Origin of the sequence: Streptomyces sp. NPDC089919 (genome assembly GCF_040684615.1) — a bacterium.
Lineage (GTDB): Bacteria > Actinomycetota > Actinomycetes > Streptomycetales > Streptomycetaceae > Streptomyces.
This window is the reverse complement of the sequence record NZ_JBFBGK010000009.1, coordinates 31392-48766: the sequence shown is the minus strand read 5'-3', so window position 1 is coordinate 48766 and position 17375 is coordinate 31392. Positions and strand designations below refer to the sequence as shown.

Sequence of the window (17375 nt, the reverse complement as noted above, 5' to 3'; positions counted from 1 at the left end):
GCTCAGCCCTTCGTGGGGTGGAAACCGTCCAGCACGAACCCCTCGCCCCGGCAGGCGATCCCGTGGTGCCGGTCGCCGAAGGTGGCGTACAGACCGGTGAACGCGTCGTACACCTGGTCCAGCGGCAGGTTCTCGTGGAGCCTGAACCGCACCTGCACGTGCACCGAGGTCCGAGGCTTCAGCGTCGTCGGGGCCGGGACGGACCCGCCGGCGTTCCCCCCGGCCCGGCGCAGCGTCCGCCACGCCTGCTTCGAGGTGTCCCAGTACTGCAGGTCGGCGTACGGGCTCAGATCGCGCTCGCCCTCGTTGTAGACGTGGCTGCCCAGTTCCCCGCTGAGTTTGAAGGACTTCATCTCGAAGGCCGAGGCGTTGGTGACCGTCGCGGTGTACCGCGTCCAGCGGCTGCCGAGCGCGACCGGCCCCGGCACGCCGAAGGTCCGGCCCTGGAAGACGTTGTGGTGGGGGTAGTCCCCGGTGCCGGTGTCGACCTCGCTGCACGTCGGCGTCTTCCCGGTGGCGGCCCCGGCCGCGGCGCCGGCCGCACCGGCCGAGGACTGCCCGGCGCGGCGGATGGTGAAGTCGTACCACCGCTCCTGGGACGAACCGCAGGAGCCGTCACGGCCCAGGTAGTCCCCGGCGGCGACCGCGTACCCGGCGGCGGCCCGGGCCTCCTTGACCGCACGGGTGCGCAGCCTGAGCGTCTTCGTGCTGTGCGGGCCGACCGCCGAGCTGCCGAACACCTGCGCCGAGGTGGCGTCGTGGAAGCTCTTCCACCGGCCCGTCCGCGCGTCCCGGTACTCGGTCTCGACCTCCCAGTACGGCCGGTCGACCGGCGCGGCGGAGGTGACGGACAGGAAGGGCTGGGTCCGCTCGAGGGTCTTCCCGGTGGTGTTCGTCAGCGTGGCGGTGAACGGGCTCCACGCACCGCCCGCGGTCAGCACCCGCGGCAGCCCGTGCAGCGCCACCCGCAACCGCCCCGACTCGAACGCACACCCCTGCCCCGCCGCCGCCCCGCTCCCGGCGGACCGTACCTCCGTCGCCGAAGCCCCCGGCGCCGCCAGCAGCCCGACCCCCACCACACCCGCCGCCACGATCCGACGTACCTTCATCGACCAACCCCCGAGCCTCGGACGACCGTTGTCCCGTGTACGACTTCCGGGGCCCCCGAACGGTTGCCCCAGGAGACGATCGCCCCGCAGAAGCCGCTCCGGTCCGCACCGGCCCGGCCGACCCGCTCCCTGTCACACCCGGTGGGGCGCCGATGTGACAACCGCTGTGACACCGCGCCCGTCACATGCCCTGACCTGGGACGCGAGCCCTCCACCCGCCACCCCGTCCCCGCGGTGTCACACATGTCACGACCGCTGGAACCACCCGCGTGCATCGTGCATCCTTCTCCCTGCAGCCGCCCGTCAGAGGCGGCCGTCCTGGGGGAAGACCATGCCGGAGATGTCGGGTATCAGCGGTGCGTTCGGCGCCGTCTTCGGCCTGGTGGGCCTGCTGTTCGCGGCCGGCGGGGCGACCATGGCGGTCGTCCAGGTCCGCCGCGTCCGCGCGATCGGCCACACCCGCGCACACGGCCTGACCGCCGAGGCCCGGTGCCTGGAGACGTACGTGACCCAGTACCGGGACTCCGAGGGCCACCGGCGCACCCGGCGCCACGTGATCCTCGGCTTCCGGACCCGCGACGGGCAGGACGTCCGCGTCGAGGACCAGAGCGGGGTGCCGCGCGTGGTCGGCGACTTCGTCCCGGTCCACTACCTGCCCGACCGCCCCCAGCAGGCCGTGGCGGCCGGACCGGTGGCGCCCGGGGTCCAGCTCGCCACCTGGTTCGGCGTCGCGTTCTGCACGGTCTTCGCCTGCCTCGGCCTGTTCTTCGCCGGCATCGGCTTCGGCATCGGCTCCCTGGACCTGGGCCCGTCCCCGGACCCCGCCGCCCCCACCGACTTCTTCCCGGAACCGGTCACCTTCCCCTGAGGCGCCTCTGACGGCCCCGACTACGCCGGCCCCAGCAGCCGGTCCACCAGCAACTCCGGGTACCCCGACGCCGGCAGCTCGATGCCGAAGATCGTCCGGATGTAGAAGGGGGCGATCAGCTGGTCGAGGATCTGCTCCAGCGGCGGCGCCTGCTCGCCGCGGGCCGCGGCGCGCTCCCGGATCTGCTCGATGGACCGCATGCGGCGTTCGAACTGGCCGGCCCGCTCGCCCTCCGGCAGGGCGGACCCCGGCATGGACAGCACCACGGCGCGCACCAGGGCGCGCCCCTCCGGCGTCCGCATGCTCGCGACGCTGGCCTCCGCCCAGGCGATGAGGTCGCCGCGCAGGCTGCCGGTGTCCTTCAGCGGTGAGTTCCGCTCCAGCCGCGTGGTGACCGTGTCGGCCAGCAGGGCGTCGAGGCCGCCCCACCGCCGGTACACGCTCGTGTGGTTGACCCCGGCCCGCTGCGCGATCGCCGGGATGTTCAGCTCCTCGCCGTCCGCGGCCGACAGCAGGTCCACCACCGCCTGGTGGACGGCCGCACGTACCTGCTCGGGACTCCTGCGCAGGCGCGGGGCCTGCTCCTTCTCACTCACACCCCCCACTTAAGCACAGATATTTGCTTCGGGCCGCCCGAGGCCCTACAGTCGACCCCACAAGCACAGATCTGTGCTTGCAGGTCTGGCCTGAGATGAGGACGCCGTCATGAAGCAGCTGCTGTTCCCGGACAACACCCAGTTCTGGTACGAGACCCTGCGCTCGATGAGCCACATCGCCTACGGCGGCGCCGACTTCGGCGAGGTCGTCGCCACCGCCGGCCGCATCACCGAGGGCGACTACGACAGCTGGTACACCGAGTGGTTCGCCACCGCCGGCCGGGTCGCCTCGGAGGCCGAGAAGGCCCTGGCCGCCGGCCACCGCGTCAGCGCCCGCGACGCCTTCCTGCGCGCCTCGAACTACTACCGTTCGGCGGAGTTCTTCCTGCACGGCAAGGACTGCGACCCGCGCCACGACCACGCCTACGACCGCTCCGTGGAGTGCTTCCGGGCCGCCGCCGCGCTCTACACCGGCCCGCGCATCGAGCCGGTCGAGATCCCCTACGAGGGCACCACCCTGCCGGGCTACCTCTACCGCGCCGACGACTCCGGCACCCCCCGCCCCACGCTGATCATGCACAACGGCTTCGACGGCACCGCCGAGGAGATGCACTTCTTCGGCGCCCTGGCCGCCGTCGAACGCGGCTACACCGTGCTGGTCTTCGACGGCCCCGGCATGCCCGGCCCGCGCCACCACCAGGGCCTGGTCTTCCGCCCCGACTGGGAGCACGTCATCACCCCGGTGGTCGACTTCGCCGAGACCGTCCCCGAGGTCGACCACACCCGCATCGCCCTCCTCGGCCTCAGCATGGGCGGCGTACTCGCCCCCCGCGCGGCCGCCTTCGAGCACCGCCTGGCCGCCCTGATCGCCGTCGACGGCCTCTACGACCTCGGCCAGACCTCGGTCCGCAACATCCCCGGCCCCCGCCCGGAGGCCGAGGCCCTGCTGCGCGCGCAGTCCGCCCCCGAACTCGACGCCGCCCTCGAGCAGATCATGGCCAAGGACCCGATCGCCCGCTGGGCCCTGAACCACGGTATGTACGTCATGGGCGTCGACAGCCCCCGCGCCTTCAACGCCTCCTACCTCGACTACACCCTCGCCGACGGCATCGCCGAGCGGATCCAGTGCCCCACCCTGGTCTGCGACGCCGAACAGGACGAGTTCTTCAAGGGCCAGCCCGAGCAGCTGTACGCCCACCTGACCTGCCCCAGGACCCTGATGCTCTTCACCGCCGAAGAGGGCGCGGGCGCCCACTGCCACCCCGGCGCCACCCGCCTGGCCAACGCCCGCATCTACGACTGGCTCGACGACACCCTCGGCAACACCCGCCCCTGACCCTGACCAGCCCACCACCCCGTAAAGGAACCCCCATGTCGCACACGCCCCGGACCGCGGCTCAGCCCACCGACATCAAGTCCGCCCTCACGGACCTGCTCCTCAACCCCGACCTCACCCTCGCCGAGGCCGCCGACCGCCACTTCACCCCCGACTACCGCCAGCGCACCGACGGCGCATGGGCCGACCGCGACCAGTTCCTCGACCACATCGCCCACCTGCGCACCCTGATCGCCACCGCCGAGATCGAGGTCCACGAAGAACTCCGCGACGGCCTCGGGTACGCCGACCGCCACACCTGCCACGTCACGAAGAAGGACGGCACCACGGTCACCATGGAGGTCTACCTCTTCGCCACCCTCTCCCCGGACGGCCGCTTCCACCGCATAGAGGAGACCACCTTGATGCTCAAGGGCTCCGACACCGACCGCACCCTCGGCAGCGCCCGCTGACCCCCGGCCCGGCCGGCTCTAGTCCGGCTGCCCACCGCGGTCGTACCGGCGCTGTCCACGCAGCAGCCAGTTCGGATCACGCACGGGCACGACCGTGGCGGATCCCTCTTCGGCGAGGTCCGCGTCGGAGATCGCCATGATCTTGTCGAAGAACCAGATGAACCGGGCGAACCGCAGCGCGGCGAAGACCATGGCGTACTCGAAGACGAAGCGGGCCGAGAGGGGATCGCCGTCCCGGTCGAGCGAGAGGGCGGCCAGGAGCAGCGCGCACGCCCATGCGGTTCCCTGCAGCAGGCTGCGCCAGGTCCGTCTGAGCTCGCCCGGCCGTTGCCGCTGCCGTACCGCGCGCAGCCGTTCGCCGTTGGCCGTGGTGTAGATGGCGATGGCGATGGCGCTGAGACCGCCGATGGCCGACACGGCGCCGGTCGCCGCCGCGTACAGGTCGGTGCGCTGAGCGGATCCGATCCACGCGAGCCAGTCACCCGATCCCGACGTCCGCAGGACGAGGAGGTGGGCGCCCAGGGCCGCTATCGCGACCGGGTGGTCGGCCCAGGCGCACTCGACCCACCGGTCGACGATGCTCGTACGGACGGCCACCCGATCCCCCCACGCCTAGGCCATGACTGCCCCGCGTCCACCGCGAGTCGGAGCGCGTCCTCGTGCTCGGCCGCTGCTGCCAGGATGGCATCCACCGCTGACACGATCCGGATCGAGTTGCCTTCCGCGTCCGTGGCGGGCACCCGCTTCTTGGCCGTGATGCTGTGCTCGGCCAGCTCGACGAGCCGGGTCTGTTCCGGGCCGCCGGGGTCCGCGTACACGAGCTGGGCCCGGGCGCGTTCGGCGCCGCTGACGACATCGGAGATCGCGTCGAGGTCCGCCAGCAGGTGCTCCCGGTGCTCCCTCAGTTCCTTCCCCCGCGGCACGGAGATGACCATCGTGACGCTGACCTCGCCGTAGGCCTCGCCGGCGACGCGGAGGAGTCGGGCCAGACCACCGCTCCGGTCCTGCAGGGCGCCCATCTTGTTGCCCATGAGCTTCACCTCGACGCGGTTCGCCCCCGCGGCGGTCTTGAGCTTCTCGATCTCGGCGTGCGAGACGACGGGGCGCAGCTGTAAATCGGCGCCGGGAAACATCTCGATGCCGTTGAGCCAGGTCTCCAGAGCCTTGTGACTGGGCGCGGACACGCCGCCCTGCATGATCCCCACCACGTTGCCGAACGGCAGGAAGCAGACCACGGAGGTCTCCAGGTAGCCCTCGTTCGCGGACTGTTCGAGTTCGCGGAGGTCGCCGGTGTCGAAGTTGATGACCGACAGCCATTCACCGGCGTCCTTCACCCGGTGCAGGAGCAGGTGGTCCTCCATGTTGTGGGTGATGGTGGTGCCCACGACCCGGTGTTCGCTCTCGTGCGAACGCGCACCGAGGGGTGCCCGGGACAGCGCCGCGAGCGCTCCGTCCCAGTCCATGAGCTCGGGAATGCGCCGGGCTTCGCCTTCTTTGACGACGACGACCTCGAAGAAGCCGACGGTGCGTTCCTTGTGGTTCAGCGTGGCCACGACGTACCCCCTCGGTCCTGCCGCCCCGGCAGCCGGGTCCTCCAGCTGCCCGGCCCTGGTTCTCGGAAGATCGTAGGCGGATTTGGAAGGCGCCGATCCGCATACGCGCACAACCAGCCACCGCCGGGGCCGCCGCACTCCACCGGCGAGTGCCGCCGCACTCCTCCGGCGAGCGCTACCGCACTCCACCGGCGCGGGCTACCGGACGACCGGCCCGCCCCCGGCCCGCCAGTCCGCCAACCGCTTCCGGATCCCGTCCACCATCGGCAGCGCGTCGACCTCCGCCGGCAGGAACCACCCCACCTCGGTCGACTCCTCCGACACCAGCAGCTCGCCCCCGACCGGCCGCGCCAGCAGGCAGATCGAGAACTCCTGCCGCACTTCCCCGTCGTCGTACGCGAAGACATGACCGGGATCGGTGTACGTCCCCACGATCCCGGTCACCTCCACCCGGATCCCGGTCTCCTCCAGGGTCTCCCGCACGGCGCACTGCCCGATGGACTCCCCGATCTCCATCTTCCCGCCCGGCAGGGCCCACATCCCGTTGTCCACCCGCCGCTGCAACAACACCCGCCCGTCCCCACCCACCACCACAACAGAGGCCGCCGGCACCAAACTATTGGCCACCGGAGCCCCCGGATCATCCTGATAGTCCCGCCTACCCACGCCTCCCACCGTCCCCTCCACCATGGATGTCCCGCCCCCGCCCCCACAGCTCCTCGACGTGCTCCGCGAACCGGTCGAACATCCCGTCGGCCTGACTGCGCCGCAGGTGCATCATGGGCGAGTCGTGGCCGACCTTCCGGGCGAGGTGCGGGGTCACCAGCATCTCGTCGTCGAACCGGAACACCGACAGGCCGATGTGCCCGCTCTCGAAGCGGGCCTCGATGTTCCGTACGTCCCGCAGGTGCTGCAACTCGTTCAAGGTCACCGAGATCCGCGTCGTCAGCGTGAGCGGCACGTCCTCCTCGGCCTCCCGTGCGGCCGTCACCGGACTGTCGGGGTCACCGACCAGGAACCGCACCCGGCACCCCGCCTCGGCCTTCCGCCGCAGCGCGCCCCTGAGGTTCGCCTGCTCGAGCCACAGGAAGTAGTTGGTGTACCCCGCGAAGGTCAGCTCCCGCTGCGCCTTGGTGATCAGGGAACGCCACAGCCCCGACGGCGCCGCCGACCGGTAGGGGAAGACCTGTACGACCTCCCGGTCGGGCCCCGTCGAGAGCACCGAACGAATCGCTCTGGGCCACAAGGTCTTCTCCTCCTCGCCTAACGCCTCGCAGGCCGCCCACCGGTGCCGGGCATGCGGGATACGTGCGGGCTCGGTGATCCACCGTCCCACCGTCTTCGCATCGACCCCACAGGCCTCCGCGAGCTGTCGTTCGGTCATCTTGGCATTCGCCAGAGCCTGGCGGAGAGCGTGGTTCACGGTTCGCCTCCCAGGGACGTCAGGGACGATTCGAACCGTAGCGACAGTACGTCCCAAACGTCCGCCAAACGCGGTGGGAACGCCCCTACGGGCGACGGAGGATCACCCTGCCGCCTCTGTGTCGACTCCGGTCCACCGCCGGCGGCGGGCGGCTCCGCGCTGCCCAGCGACAGAAGACCCCCGCGACCGTGCGACCGGTCCGGGGGCGTGGCCAACGCTTTCTCGGAGCGTCAACATGCTGCACTTTATCGCCCTGCTCATGACGCCGCTGCTGCGTCTGTGCCTCCCGCCCACCGGCCGCCATCGTGCCGGCCGCCTCAACTCGACCCGTCTGCACCGGCACCGACGCCGGGTCCTGGTCCTGGCGACGTACGGGGTCGACCTCGGCCCGCGCTTCATCCACGGGCGGGAGGCCGCCCGATGACCGAGACCGTGGTCCACCGCTGGCGCCGCGAACCGCGGTCCGTCCCCCGGGCCCGCGCCGAACTCCGCAGCACCCTGACGACATGGCAGTTGTCGGCCCTCGAGGATGCCGCCACCCTCCTCCTCTCGGAGTTGGTGACCAACGCGGTCCGGCACGCCGTCGCCCCCGGTGACCGCCATCTCGAAACCCGCTTCACCCGCCTGCCCGCCGGCATCCGCATCGAGGTCCACGACGCCTGCCCGGCCCACCCCCAGGCCCAGCCCCTGGTACCGGAACCGACCCAGGACGCCGGCCGGGGCCTGTTCATCGTCTCCTCCCTCGCCGACCGCTGGGCCGTCGCCACCCGCGAAGGCGTGGGCAAGCGCGTCTGGGCCGAACTGTCGCTCCCCGCCGAGCCGGGCGGGCGCCGTGTCCGATAGCCCGATGACGGCCTTGCGCGTCCGCCCCGGCGACCTGGTCCACGTACGGGGCGCCTGGCGCGAGGTCCGCCACGTCCGCGACGACCGCTTCCTGACCGGCGGGGCCGCCGTGATCCTCCTCTTCCACCACGGCGCGCCCCTCCGCGTCCGAGCGGGCGACCTCCTGGCGGTCCGACGATGAGCGGCCGGAACCCCCGGGCGATCGCCCCAGCAGCCATCGACACCCCCGCCGACTGGCTCCTCACACCCGACCACCGCGGCACCACCCCGATCACGGAAATCGAGTGCACCACCTGCCTGGACGGCCCGGGCCCGCTCTGCGACGAACCGACGGCAACCGCCTGGTGCCTGGCCCACGCCCGCCACGCATCCCACGACACCTTCCGCCGCATCACCACGGACTTCCACCGCGCCGTGCTGACGCCCCACACCCCCGGCGGCTGACCCCACCGCCGCCGACTTACCGCCCTGGCCGCCGCCACCCCGGCGGCCAGGGCGGGCCAGTGACGTCGTACGCCCCGCCGGAGACGTCGCTACCCGACAGCCCCCGCCACCGCTGCGTGACCCCCCACCCCCGCCCCCTCGAAGGTCCGGAAGAGGTTGATGGACTTCTCGTGCCGCGCGCGCAGTTCCGGGTTGCGGACGCCCAGGCCCTCCTCCGGGGCCAGGCACAGGACGCCGACCTTGCCGTGGTGTTCGTTGCGGTGCATCGAGCGGACCGCGCGGTCGACCTCCGTCAGGGGGTACGAGCGGGAGAGGGTGGGGTGGATCCGGCCGCGGGTCACCAGCCGGTTGGCCTCCCAGGCCTCGCGGTAGTTCGCGAAGTGCGAGCCGATGATCTTCTTGAGCGACATCCACAGGTACCGGTTGTCGTACTGGTGGAGGTACCCGGAGGTCGAGGCGCAGGTGACCACGGTGCCGCCGCGCCGGGTGACGTACACGGAGGCGCCGAACGTCTCGCGGCCCGGGTGCTCGAAGACGATGTCCACGTCCTCACCGCCCGTCAGCTCCCGGATCCGGGATCCGAAGCGGCGCCATTCGCGCGGGTCCTGGGTGTGCTCGTCGGACCAGAAGCGGTAGTCCTCGGCGCTGCGGTCGATGACCAGCTCCGCGCCCAGCGCCCGGCTGAGCGCCGCTTTCTGCGGGGAGGAGACCACGCAGACGGGCGTGGCGCCGCCGGCCAGCGCGAGCTGCGTCGCGTAGGAGCCGAGGCCGCCGGCCGCGCCCCAGATCAGGACGTTGTCGCCCTGCTTCATGCCGGCGCCGTTGCGGCTCACCAGCTGCCGGTAGGCGGTGGAGTTGACCAGCCCGGGGGCGGCGGCCTCCTCCCAGGTCAGGTGCTCCGGCTTGGGCATCAGCTGGGTCGCCTTCACCAGGGCCAGCTCCGCCAGACCGCCGTAGTTGGTCTCGAAGCCCCAGATCCGCTGCTCGGGGTCGAGCATCGCGTCGTTGTGGCCGTCGGCGCCCTCCAGCTCCACCGACAGGCAGTGGGCCACCACCCGGTCGCCGGCCTGCCAGCGCCGTACGCCCGGACCGGTCCGCAGGACCATCCCGGCAAGGTCGGAGCCGATCACGTGGTACGGCTGGTCGTGGCGCGCGGCGAGGCCGCCGGTCCGGGCGTACCGCTCCAGGAAGGCGAAGGTCGGCACCGGCGAGAAGAGCGCGCTCCAGACGGTGTTGTAGTTGACCGCGCTGGCCATCACGGCGACCAGCACCTCGCCCGGACCGGGCTCGGGCGTGGGCACGTCCTGGATGTGGATGGCCGCGCCGGGGTCCCGGTCGGCCGGCGCGACCCCCTCGAACATGCCGGTCTCGGACTTGTGCAGGACGGCGGCCCGGTACGAGGCGGGGACGGGCAGGGCGGCCGCGTCGCGGGCCGTCGAGTCCGGGGACTCGATCACCTCCAGAAGCTCGCGCATGGCACGCATCCCCCCTAATTCATCACTCATTGAAATCAACGCTTGATGAGTTCTACACCGGGCCCCCGCCCCCGGGCAACCCCCGGACGGCCGCTTGCAGCCCAACTCCCGCCCCCCGCACGGGCGAAGGTGCACCGGAACGCCTTGTCCCGCTGCAATCCGGCATGTAAAACTCATCAAGAGTTGACTTCATCATCCGAAGAATTAGGTGGTGGTCGTGTCCGATCCGCACAAGACCGAAGCTCTGCAGGCCACGGCCTTCGCGGGCATCGCGGTCATCCTGATCGTGGGGGCCCTCCTGAGCGGCGCGGCCAGACGCCTGCGCCAGCCCGCCGTCATCGGCGAGATCACCGCCGGAATCGTCCTGGGGCCGAGCCTGCTGGGGCTGCTGCCGGGGGACCTGACGCACGTGCTCTTCCCGTCCGGCGTCCGCCCGTTGCTGTCCATGGTCGCCCAGGTCGGCCTGCTGCTCTTCATGTTCACGGTGGGCTGGGAGCTCGAATGGACCGCCCTGGGCAAGGGCAAGAAGACCGTCGGGGCGGTGACCTCCGGCAGCATCGCGCTCCCCATGCTGCTCGGCTTCGGCGCCGCCGCCCTCCTCTACGACAACCACTCCGTCGTGGGCGGCAAGGAGGTCTCCTTCCGGTCCTTCGCGCTCTACCTGGCCGTCAGCATGTCCATCACCGCCTTCCCGGTGCTGGCCCGCATCCTCACCGAGAACCGGCTGGCCAGCACCAAGGTCGGCACCATCGCGCTGACCAGCGCGGCCCTCGGTGACGTCCTGGCCTGGTGCATGCTCGCCGGCGTGGTCGCGATCGTCACCGCGGCCGGCCCGACCGGCTTCACCGACACCCTGTGGCAGTCGGCCGCCTACGGCGCCGTGATGTTCGGCTTCGTCCGGCCCGCCCTGGCGAAGGCCGTCGACCTGGCGGCGGCGCGGCGCTCCCTGCTGCCGCACCTGGTCACCCTGACCACCGCCGGGCTGCTGCTCTCCGCCTTCTGCACCTCGAAGATCGGCATCCACCCGATCTTCGGCGCCTTCGCCTTCGGGCTGGCGATGCCGCGCGGCCCGAAGGAACTGCTGGAGGAGCAGGTTCTCAAGCCCCTGCACAGCACGTCCCGGCTGCTGCTGCCGGTCTACTTCATCGTCACCGGCCTGGCCGTGGACATCGCCGGCATGACCGCCACCGGCTGGGCCGAACTGGCCCTCATCCTCGCCGTCGCCATGGTCGGCAAGCTCCTCGGCGCCTCCCTGCCGGCCCGCTTCACCGGCCTGACCTGGCGGGAGTCGGCGGGAGTCGGAGTCCTGATGAACACCCGGGGCCTGACCGAACTGGTCATCCTCAACGTGGGCCTGAGCATGGGCGTGCTGGACGGCAGCCTGTTCACCGAGATGGTGCTGATGGCCCTGATCACCACCGCGCTCACCGGCCCGCTGCTGCCCCGGCTGCTCCCGCGTCCCGCCCTCGACCTCGTCGAACCTCCCAAGGACGCGCCCGGGGTCACCCGGATCCGTCCGGCCGCCGCACCGGGCTTCGCCGACGGCGGCGAAGAACTCGCGGGCTGACGCCACCGATCGGCTGACGCCGCCACCCGCCCGACGCCACCACCCGGCTCACGCCACCACCCGCCCGGAGCCCCCGACCCGGCCGGGATCCCGACCCGCCCCCGGACCGTCCCCCCACGGTCCGCCGCGTACCTTCCCTCTGGAGCGACACCGTGGAGTTCAGCTGGACCGCGGGCCAACAGGCCCGCTACGAGGACGTGCTGGCCGCGACCCGGGACGCCTTCCCGCGGCCGGACGGCGCGGGCGCCGCCGAGCCGGGCTTCTTCCGCCGCGAGGACTGGCTCAAGCTCGGTGAGATCGGGATGCTCGGCGCCAGCCTGCCCACCGCGTACGGGGGCCAGGGCCTGGGCGCCCTGGACACCGCGCGCGTGGTGGAGGCGGTGGGCCGCGGCTGCACCGACACCGGCCTGGTCTTCGGCGCCGCCGCGCACACCTTCGCCTGCGCCATGCCCCTGCTCGGCTTCGGCAGCGAACCCGTCAAGAAGCGCCTGCTGCCCGAGCTGGCCGCCGGCACGCTGATCGCCGCCAACGCCATGACCGAGCCGGACGCCGGTTCCGACTCCTCCCGGCTGTCGGTGGTGGCCCGTCCGGTCGACGGGGGCTTCGTCCTCGACGGCACCAAGAGCTTCGTGACCAACGGCCCGATGGCCGACGTCTACGTCGCGTACGCCACGGTCAACCCCAAGATGGGCTTCCTCGGCGTCACGGGCGTCGTCGTCGAGCGGGGCACGCCCGGCCTGCTGGTCGGCGAGCCCTTCGAGAAGATGGGCATGGCCTCCGCCCCCGCCGGCCGCATCACCTTCCAGGACTGCTTCGTCCCCCAGGAGAACGTCCTGGGCGGCGCCGGCCAGGGCGCGGCGATCTTCCAGTACTCCATGGGCTGGGAGCGGGCCTGCCTGTTCGCCCTCTACGTCGGCCTGCTGGACCGGCTGGTGGAGCAGTGCGTCGCGCACGCCCGCGAGCGCCGCCAGTTCGGCCGCCGCATCGCGGAGTTCCAGGCGGTGTCCCACCGCATCGTCGACATGAAGCTCCGCCTGGAGAGCGCCCGGCTGCTGCTGTACCGGGCCTGCTGGGAGATGGACCGGGGCGGCCCCGCGACCCTCTCGATCGCCCTGTCCAAGCTCGCCGTCTCCGAGGCGGCGCTCGCCGGCGCCATGGACGCGGTACGGGTCTTCGGCGGCCGCGGCTACCTGCGCGACGACGGCATCGAGGCGGCCCTGCGCGACGCCGTCCCCAGCACGATCTTCTCCGGCACCTCGGACATCCAGCGCCAGCTCATCGCGAAGGAGATAGGACTGTGAGCCTCCACCGCCCCCAGGGCCTGCACCGACTGCACCACCTCGTCGCCGACTCCGCCCGCCGCACCCCGGACGCGCCGGCCGTGCGGACCGCCAACGCCGTCCACAGCTACGCCCAACTCGACGCCGCGGCCGACCGGTACGCGGCCGCCCTGCACGCCCGCGGCGTCCGGGCCGGCGACCGCGTGGTGCTGTGGGCCCACAAGACCTTCGAGGCCATCGCGCTGATGCAGGGCGCCCTGCGGATCGGTGCCGTGTACGCGCCGGTCGCGGCCGCCAACCCGGCCGCCCGGGTGCAGCGCATCACCGCCGGCTGCACCCCCGCCCTGGTGGTGGCCGACAGCTCCGGCCTGCGCCGCGCCTCCGGCGCCCGCTGGGACGACGTGGTGCCGCTGGTCACCTTCGCCGAACTCGCCCAGGAGGGCGAGGGCCGCACCCCGCCACCCCCGTACGAGAACGCCCCGGACGATCCGGCGTACATCCTCTACACCTCGGGCTCCACCGGCGACCCCAAGGGCGTGTGCATCAGCCACCGCAACGCGCTCGCCTTCGTCGAGTGGGCGGCGGCCGAGGCCGGGGTCACCGCGGCCGACCGGCTCTCCAACCACGCGCCGTTCAACTTCGACCTCTCCGTCTTCGACCTGTACGCCGCCTTCCTCGCCGGGGCCTCGGTGTACCTGGTGCCCGAGGGGCTGGCGTACGACCCGGTGCAGCTCGCCGCGCTGCTGCACCACCAGAAGATCAGCGTCTGGTACTCGGTGCCCTCCGCGCTGGTCCTGATGATGCAGCGCGGCGCACTGCTGGACGGCCCGCCGCCGGCCGCGCTGCGGACCTGCGTCTTCGCCGGGGAGCCCTTCCCGGTCCAGCAGGTGCACGCGCTGCGCAAGGCCTGGCCGGAGGTCCGGCTGCTCAACTGGTACGGGCCCACCGAGACCAACGTCTGCACCAGCTACGAGGTCACCGACCGCGACCTGGGCAGCTCCCGGCCGCTGCCCATCGGCACCGCGGCGTCCGGGGCGCGGATCGCCCTCCACCCGCCGCGCTCGAAGGAGGGGGAGATCGTGGTGACCGGCCCGACGGTGATGCTGGGCTACTGGGGCGCCGAGCCGCACACCGGGCCCTACTTCACCGGTGACGTGGGCCGGCTGGGCCCGGACGGGAACCTGGAGTACGTGGGGCGGCGCGACCACATGGTCAAGGTGCGCGGGCACCGGATCGAGCTGGGCGAGATCGACTCGGTGCTCGCCGACCACCCGGCGGTGGCCGCGGCCGCCAGCTTCGTGGTCGGCACCGGCCTGGACGCCCGTATCCACACCGCGATCGTGCTGTCCGGCAGCGACGTCCCCGGACTCCTCGAACTGAAGCGGGACTGCGCCGGCCGGCTGCCCACCTACATGGTGGTCGACGCGGTGCACGTGGTCGACGCCCTGCCGCTGACCGCCAACGGCAAGACCGACCGCCGGGCCCTGGCGGAACTGACCGGCGCCACCGCGGACGGGGGAGGGGAGTCGTGACCGCCCCCGACATCCCCCGACTCGGCCTGACGGAGCGGGAACTGACGGCGGCCCGGGTGCCGGACTACCCGCCGCCCGAGCTGGACCAGGTCGACCTGGACACCTTCCGCGCGGTGATGGGCTCGCTGCCGACCGGGGTGAGCGTGGTCACCAGCCACACCAGCGACGGCGCCCCGCGCGGTCTGACCTGCAGCGCGGTGTGCAGCGTCTCCGCCTCCCCGCCGCTGCTGCTGGTGTGCGTCAAGGCGCCGAGCCCGACCCTGGCGGCGATCCACGAGAGCGGGGTGTTCGGGGTGAACGTGCTCGCCGCCGGCACCGACCAGACGGCGCGCACCTTCGCCGCCCCGGTCCCCGAGCGCTTCGCCGGCGTGCCCTGGCGGCCGGGCCCGCGCACCGGCGTCCCGCTCCTCGGCGACACGGTCGCGGCGGCCGAGTGCGTCCTGACCCGCAGTCACATCGCCGGCGACCACCAGCTCCTCATCGGCCGCCTGGTCTTCGGCCGCAGCGCCCCCGACCAGGCGCCGCTCGCCTTCTGGCGCACCCGCTTCTCGGAGCTGCGCCTCCAGCCCTGCCCCAAGACCAAGGGAGAGTGACCGGTACCGGGGTCTGACGGGGGCTCCGGTACCGCTCGCGCGGTGGGCCGGAAACGCCGGTGCCCGCCCGGAGTCCTTCCGGGCGGGCACCGGCGTTCTCCGCGGTCAGGCGAGGACGGCCGCGGCCTCCGGGAGGGCGGCGGACAGCAGGTCGGCCACGTAGGCGTGGAAGGCCGGGTCGTCCAGGACGAAATGGCCGCCGGGCAGCCGGGTGATGTGCACCTCGCCGGTGGTGTGGTGGTCCCAGTCGCGCAGTCCGGCCGCGCTGACCATCGGGTCCGCGCCGCCCGCGGTGACCCAGACCGGGCAGTCCAGCGGGGGGCCCGGCAGCGGCCGGTGGGTCTCGGCGAGGGTGAAGTCGGCGCGCAGCACCGGGGCGAAGAGCTCGACCAGCTCCGGGTGGTCGAAGAACTGCGGCGGGGTGCCCCCCAGTTCGCGGATGGCCGCCAGGAACTCGGGCATGGCCAGCGGGTGCAGGTCGGGGTGGAGCCGGCCCGCGGTCGGGCCGTTGCGCCCGACGGCCAGCAGGGCGGCGGGCGGGCGGCCCAGGGCCGACCAGTGCCGGGCCAGCTCGTGCCCCAGGGCCGCGCCCATGCTGTTGCCCAGCACGACGTACGGGCCGCCGGTGTGCGCGGCCGACTGTGCGATGAGGTCTTCCAGGACGCCGGACAGGTCGTCCAGGACCGGCTCCCGCATCCGGAAGCCGTGGCCCGGCAGTTCCAGCGGGACCGTGCGGATGCCCGGCAGGGCGGCCCGCAGCGAGGCGAAGGCCGCCGAGGAACCCCCGGCGTGGGCCAGGCAGAGCAGGGTGAGGCGGCCGTCGGGACGGTGCCCCGCCGGCCGGTCGGTGGTGCCGTTCGTGGTCAGGTTCATGGTCCCTCTCCGGTTCGCATGGCCGCTCCCGTCCTGGTTCCGGTTCGGGTTCCGGTTCCCGTCGGGGTGGGCGGTCGGGTGGGTGGTCCCGGCTGATCCGCCCGGGCCGGCGGCCCTGCCGGTGGGGGGCGGTGCGGCCGGGGGGCGGCGGGCAGGGCGTCCGGCGGCAGCCAGGAGAGGCGGACCCGCCGGCCGCCGCCGGCCACCGCCACCGCCGCGCGGTAGTCCCGCCGGCCCGGGCCCAGGTCGAGCAGGTGCAGCGCCCAGGCCCGGCGGCCGCTGCCCGCGGGCAGGCCGCGCAGCGGCACCGGGCCCGAGCGCCGCTCGCCGGGGTCCACCTCGACGGTGGCGAGATCGCCGGTCAGTCCGCAGCCGATGGCCTTGAGGACGGCCTCCTTGCAGGCCCAGTGGGTGAGCAGGCGGCCCGGTTCGCCCGGCGGGTGCCGCGCCGGCCAGCGGGCGGCCTCCCAGCGGGAGAGCACCATGTCCTGCAGGGCGGCGGGGCTCTCCAGGGGGTGCAGCCGTTCCACATCGACTCCGATCGGACCGTCCCGGCTGACCGCGACCAGGGACAGCCCCGCGGTGTGCGACAGGCTGACCCGCAGCGCGGGGTGCCCGGCCACGTACGGCTTGCCGAACCGGCCGGCGACGAAGCGGACCTCGTCGCTGCGGACCCCCGCGTACGCGGCGGTCAGTACCCGCAGCGCGGCATGGGCGGAGGCGTACAGCGCCCGGTGCTCGGGCACGATCCGCCGCCACCGCTCGCCCTCCTGCGGGGAGAGCAGCGCCAGGCAGCGCCCCAGGGCCCCCTGCTGGTCCTCGCGGACCGCGGGCGTCGCCCACACGTGCACCTCTCCGGCCGGCGGGCCGTGTCGCGCCCCGTCCATCGGCTCGCCCTCCTCCCAGGGCCCGTGCGGGCCGGATCCGGTGCGGCGCCGCCCAACATCCCGTTGCCTCTCGGCACTTGACGACGTGCTCGACACTAGTAGAGTTCATCAGGAAATGAAATCACCGAGTGTTGAACTCTTCAGGTGATGAGTTCAACCTGAGCCCGGTGACCGTGTCGATGCCCGCCCCACTCCCCGTGGTGGCGACCCCCACCCACCACCGCATCTCCTCAGGAGGCACCGAGTGGCCGCGAACCGCGAAGAACTACTGACCCAGCTGACCGAGTTCGTGGAGCAACGGCTGCTCGCCGACCCCGACTCGCAGGGCGTGGAGCCCGAGACCCCGCTGCTGGAGTGGGGGATCCTCACCTCGATCAACACCGCGCAGCTGCTGACCTACATCCGGGACGACATGGGCATCACCGTCCCGCCGACCGAGCTGACCGGCAGCAACTTCCAGGACCTCGACAGCCTCACCGGCCTGCTGCTGTCGCTCACCGAGTCCGCGTAGCCGGCCCGCGGGCCGCCCAGGGCCCCACCGAAA

The 17375-nt window shown here is 72.7% G+C and carries 21 protein-coding genes; 12 read left to right on the top strand and 9 right to left on the bottom strand.

Annotation, left to right across the window (positions count from 1 at the left end; translation table 11 throughout):
* Positions 1 to 2: 2 nt before the first annotated feature.
* The gene (locus tag AB0O40_RS06460) at positions 3 to 1109 is read right to left on the bottom strand and encodes a hypothetical protein (RefSeq protein WP_365036263.1); all 1107 of its coding nucleotides are present in this window, start codon (positions 1107 to 1109) and stop codon (positions 3 to 5) included.
* 340 nt (positions 1110 to 1449) lie between these two features.
* On the opposite strand from AB0O40_RS06460, the gene AB0O40_RS06455 reads away from it, so the two are divergent.
* Positions 1450 to 1977: a DUF3592 domain-containing protein gene (locus AB0O40_RS06455; RefSeq protein ID WP_365036261.1), complete on the top strand. Its 528-nt coding sequence runs from the start codon at positions 1450 to 1452 to the stop codon at positions 1975 to 1977.
* Between the two features lie 20 nt (positions 1978 to 1997).
* On the opposite strand, the gene AB0O40_RS06450 is transcribed toward AB0O40_RS06455, so the two are convergent.
* Positions 1998 to 2573: a TetR-like C-terminal domain-containing protein gene (locus tag AB0O40_RS06450; RefSeq protein ID WP_365036259.1), complete on the bottom strand. Its 576-nt coding sequence runs from the start codon at positions 2571 to 2573 to the stop codon at positions 1998 to 2000.
* Positions 2574 to 2682: 109 nt separating this feature from the next.
* On the opposite strand from AB0O40_RS06450, the gene AB0O40_RS06445 reads away from it, so the two are divergent.
* Both AB0O40_RS06445 and AB0O40_RS06440 read left to right on the top strand, forming a co-directional pair.
* Complete coding sequence (locus tag AB0O40_RS06445) at positions 2683 to 3909, top strand: alpha/beta hydrolase (protein ID WP_365036257.1); 1227 nt, start codon at positions 2683 to 2685, stop codon at positions 3907 to 3909.
* A 35-nt stretch (positions 3910 to 3944) separates the two neighbouring features.
* Complete coding sequence (locus AB0O40_RS06440; protein ID WP_365036255.1) at positions 3945 to 4361, top strand: nuclear transport factor 2 family protein; 417 nt, start codon at positions 3945 to 3947, stop codon at positions 4359 to 4361.
* An 18-nt stretch (positions 4362 to 4379) separates the two neighbouring features.
* Here AB0O40_RS06440 and AB0O40_RS06435 read toward each other — a convergent pair whose 3' ends face one another.
* The 4 genes from AB0O40_RS06435 to AB0O40_RS06420 form a co-directional block, all read right to left on the bottom strand.
* Positions 4380 to 4958 (bottom strand): hypothetical protein, encoded by a 579-nt coding sequence (locus AB0O40_RS06435; RefSeq protein ID WP_365036253.1) that lies wholly within the window; start codon positions 4956 to 4958, stop codon positions 4380 to 4382.
* On the bottom strand, positions 4889 to 5914 hold the full coding sequence (locus tag AB0O40_RS06430) for a hypothetical protein (protein ID WP_365036251.1): 1026 nt from the start codon (positions 5912 to 5914) through the stop codon (positions 4889 to 4891). The genes AB0O40_RS06435 and AB0O40_RS06430 overlap by 70 nt, the downstream gene beginning before the upstream one ends.
* A gap of 198 nt (positions 5915 to 6112) precedes the next feature.
* Complete coding sequence (locus AB0O40_RS06425; RefSeq protein WP_365036249.1) at positions 6113 to 6580, bottom strand: NUDIX domain-containing protein; 468 nt, start codon at positions 6578 to 6580, stop codon at positions 6113 to 6115.
* Complete coding sequence (locus AB0O40_RS06420; protein WP_365036247.1) at positions 6573 to 7298, bottom strand: XRE family transcriptional regulator; 726 nt, start codon at positions 7296 to 7298, stop codon at positions 6573 to 6575. Before AB0O40_RS06420 ends, AB0O40_RS06425 begins: the two co-directional genes overlap by 8 nt.
* Before the next feature lie 274 nt (positions 7299 to 7572).
* On the opposite strand from AB0O40_RS06420, the gene AB0O40_RS06415 reads away from it, so the two are divergent.
* Genes AB0O40_RS06415 through AB0O40_RS06400 form a run of 4 tightly spaced genes read left to right on the top strand, consistent with a single transcriptional unit; the run spans position 7573 to position 8624 of the window.
* Positions 7573 to 7761, top strand: coding sequence for a hypothetical protein (locus AB0O40_RS06415; protein WP_365036245.1), 189 nt, complete (start codon positions 7573 to 7575; stop codon positions 7759 to 7761).
* Positions 7758 to 8180 (top strand): ATP-binding protein, encoded by a 423-nt coding sequence (locus AB0O40_RS06410; RefSeq protein WP_365036243.1) that lies wholly within the window; start codon positions 7758 to 7760, stop codon positions 8178 to 8180. Before AB0O40_RS06415 ends, AB0O40_RS06410 begins: the two co-directional genes overlap by 4 nt.
* Before the next feature lie 4 nt (positions 8181 to 8184).
* Positions 8185 to 8361: a hypothetical protein gene (locus AB0O40_RS06405; protein WP_365036241.1), complete on the top strand. Its 177-nt coding sequence runs from the start codon at positions 8185 to 8187 to the stop codon at positions 8359 to 8361.
* A complete protein-coding gene (locus AB0O40_RS06400) occupies positions 8358 to 8624 on the top strand; it encodes a hypothetical protein (protein WP_365036239.1) in 267 nt (88 codons plus the stop codon). Before AB0O40_RS06405 ends, AB0O40_RS06400 begins: the two co-directional genes overlap by 4 nt.
* 89 nt (positions 8625 to 8713) lie before the next feature.
* On the opposite strand, the gene ccrA is transcribed toward AB0O40_RS06400, so the two are convergent.
* The gene (ccrA, locus tag AB0O40_RS06395) at positions 8714 to 10099 is read right to left on the bottom strand and encodes a crotonyl-CoA carboxylase/reductase (RefSeq protein ID WP_365036237.1); all 1386 of its coding nucleotides are present in this window, start codon (positions 10097 to 10099) and stop codon (positions 8714 to 8716) included.
* Between the two features lie 217 nt (positions 10100 to 10316).
* On the opposite strand from ccrA, the gene AB0O40_RS06390 reads away from it, so the two are divergent.
* From AB0O40_RS06390 to AB0O40_RS06375, 4 genes are all read left to right on the top strand, one after another.
* On the top strand, positions 10317 to 11666 hold the full coding sequence (locus AB0O40_RS06390; protein ID WP_365036235.1) for a cation:proton antiporter: 1350 nt from the start codon (positions 10317 to 10319) through the stop codon (positions 11664 to 11666).
* 152 nt (positions 11667 to 11818) lie between these two features.
* Positions 11819 to 12967 (top strand): acyl-CoA dehydrogenase family protein, encoded by a 1149-nt coding sequence (locus AB0O40_RS06385; RefSeq protein ID WP_365036233.1) that lies wholly within the window; start codon positions 11819 to 11821, stop codon positions 12965 to 12967.
* Positions 12964 to 14478, top strand: coding sequence for an amino acid adenylation domain-containing protein (locus AB0O40_RS06380; RefSeq protein ID WP_365036231.1), 1515 nt, complete (start codon positions 12964 to 12966; stop codon positions 14476 to 14478). Before AB0O40_RS06385 ends, AB0O40_RS06380 begins: the two co-directional genes overlap by 4 nt.
* The gene (locus tag AB0O40_RS06375; RefSeq protein WP_365036229.1) at positions 14475 to 15071 is read left to right on the top strand and encodes a flavin reductase family protein; all 597 of its coding nucleotides are present in this window, start codon (positions 14475 to 14477) and stop codon (positions 15069 to 15071) included. Before AB0O40_RS06380 ends, AB0O40_RS06375 begins: the two co-directional genes overlap by 4 nt.
* Before the next feature lie 105 nt (positions 15072 to 15176).
* Here AB0O40_RS06375 and AB0O40_RS06370 read toward each other — a convergent pair whose 3' ends face one another.
* Both AB0O40_RS06370 and AB0O40_RS06365 read right to left on the bottom strand, forming a co-directional pair.
* On the bottom strand, positions 15177 to 15944 hold the full coding sequence (locus AB0O40_RS06370; protein WP_365036227.1) for a thioesterase domain-containing protein: 768 nt from the start codon (positions 15942 to 15944) through the stop codon (positions 15177 to 15179).
* The gene (locus tag AB0O40_RS06365; RefSeq protein ID WP_365036225.1) at positions 15941 to 16831 is read right to left on the bottom strand and encodes a 4'-phosphopantetheinyl transferase superfamily protein; all 891 of its coding nucleotides are present in this window, start codon (positions 16829 to 16831) and stop codon (positions 15941 to 15943) included. Before AB0O40_RS06365 ends, AB0O40_RS06370 begins: the two co-directional genes overlap by 4 nt.
* A gap of 244 nt (positions 16832 to 17075) precedes the next feature.
* Between AB0O40_RS06365 and AB0O40_RS06360 the strand changes: the two genes are divergently transcribed.
* Complete coding sequence (locus tag AB0O40_RS06360) at positions 17076 to 17342, top strand: acyl carrier protein (protein ID WP_365036223.1); 267 nt, start codon at positions 17076 to 17078, stop codon at positions 17340 to 17342.
* Positions 17343 to 17375: the final 33 nt, after the last annotated feature.